The organism is Streptomyces sp. NPDC032091, from assembly GCF_055580265.1.
The window spans coordinates 1-1620 of sequence record NZ_JBVILR010000056.1; the positions used below are offsets into that span (position 1 = coordinate 1).

Sequence of the window (1620 nt, forward strand, 5' to 3'; positions counted from 1 at the left end):
GCGCGATGGCCTTCGGCCACCCTTGACAGACCGTCCCGCCACGGAAAAACGAAGACTGCCGGGAAACCCCCAAAGAAACGGGACGGATGTACATGGCAGATGCGGCCGTGTCAGGGACCAGGCGAGGTCGTCGGGGGCCGGCAGACAGGGCATCCGGCCCCGACAGCCGCAATCGGCGACAACCCACGCGTCAGATCGCTACGCGCTCCTCCCGGCTTGGCGTCCGCCGTCCGTCTGGGGTCGCTGCCGTCGCCCGGGAACGACAGAATCGTCATCCGGGGCCGGTGGGCGCGTCAGATCGCTACGGGCTCCGCTCGTCTCGGCGGCCGACGGCCGTCCGGGGCTGATCAGATCGTCAGGGGATCATGATTGCTCGCCCATGGCTTGGTGGAGCCAGTCCAGGGTGCCCTGGGCGAGGAGTTCATCGGCGAGGCGCTGGGCGGTTTCGGTGGTCAGTCGGCCACGGCTGTTGTCGATCCAGCGTTGTGCGCTCGCGTAGCCCTGGGCCTTGTATTCGATGCCTTGGAGCATGCACTCCAGCTTGTCGGCGTCCCGGGCGCAGATCGATTCGGGTGTCTCCTTGGCCTCGTACTCCGCGACGAGGTCCTGGATGGTCGCGGCGAGGAGGTCGGGCATGCCGGCCGTCTGGTCGGCTGTGATCGCGGCGGGGTCGGCGGATGGGGAGTACTTCTTGCCCAGGTGGTTCACATCGCCACTGCGCGATTCCTGCGTGTCGTGCCACACGGCAAGGAAGGCTGCGCGTGCCGGGTCGGCTCCCTCCAGTTTGGCGATCACGGAAGCGATCAGAGATGTGCGCCAGGAGTGCTCCGCCACGCTCTCGGGGTTGTTGACGCCGGCCATCCACCAGCCCGTGCGGCGTGCGTTCTTGAGCGTGCCGGCCTCGTAGAGGAAGTGGGCCACCGCGGACAGGTCATCAGCCACGTCTGTCTCCTTCTCATGCCTCGCCGAGGCGGATCGCGTACCGAATGCCTTCGAGCTCGCGACGCGCTCTGGTCGAGGGCTCGGTGCCATCCAACAACACGGGCATCCGGACCCCAGGCGCTCTCGGTCGCCTTGACGGGCAGCGTCAGTGGCCACGGAGGTATCGAGCGCTAGGTGGAGCTCGCGTACATCCGCAACGCCTCCGGCCGCGAATTCACGATCGCCGTCGCCAACGTCCAGCCCGCCTACGACCAGCCCCAGACGGAGCGCAGACGCCAAGACCTGGGCAGCGCGTAGCGATCTGTGGCGGCCGCCAGTCCCGGATGCGTCCCTGATCGTCCTTTGGTAGGGGCAGCGAGCCCAGACGGCCGCCGGACGCCGAGGAATGAGGAGCGCGTAGCGATCTGGGGCGCCCACCGGCCCAGGATGACGATCCCGTCGTCCTTTCGTGCAGGCAGCGAGCCCAGACGGCCGCCGGACGCTAAGCAAAGAGGAGCGCGTAGCGATCTGACGCGTAGGTCGTCCCCGAATGCGACTGTCGGGGGCAGGATGCCTGGTCTGCCGACCCCCGACGACCTCGCCTGGTCCCTGATCCGGCCGCATCTGCCATGAACATCCGTCCCGTTTCTTTGGGGGTTTCCCGGCAGTCTTCGTTTTTCCGTGGCGGGACGGTCTGTC

The 1620-nt window shown here is 67.5% G+C and carries 2 protein-coding genes and 1 pseudogene; 1 reads left to right on the forward strand and 2 read right to left on the reverse strand.

The window, feature by feature from the left end; genetic code table 11:
* Positions 1 to 363: 363 nt before the first annotated feature.
* Both ACZ5NJ_RS37715 and ACZ5NJ_RS37720 read right to left on the reverse strand, forming a co-directional pair.
* Positions 364 to 942: an HD domain-containing protein gene (locus ACZ5NJ_RS37715; RefSeq protein WP_468771300.1), complete on the reverse strand. Its 579-nt coding sequence runs from the start codon at positions 940 to 942 to the stop codon at positions 364 to 366.
* A 13-nt stretch (positions 943 to 955) separates the two neighbouring features.
* A pseudogene (locus ACZ5NJ_RS37720) lies at positions 956 to 1051 on the reverse strand (transcriptional regulator); the annotation flags it as partial.
* A 65-nt stretch (positions 1052 to 1116) separates the two neighbouring features.
* Between ACZ5NJ_RS37720 and ACZ5NJ_RS37725 the strand changes: the two are divergent.
* On the forward strand, positions 1117 to 1239 hold the full coding sequence (locus ACZ5NJ_RS37725) for a hypothetical protein (protein ID WP_468771301.1): 123 nt from the start codon (positions 1117 to 1119) through the stop codon (positions 1237 to 1239).
* Positions 1240 to 1620 lie beyond the last annotated feature (381 nt).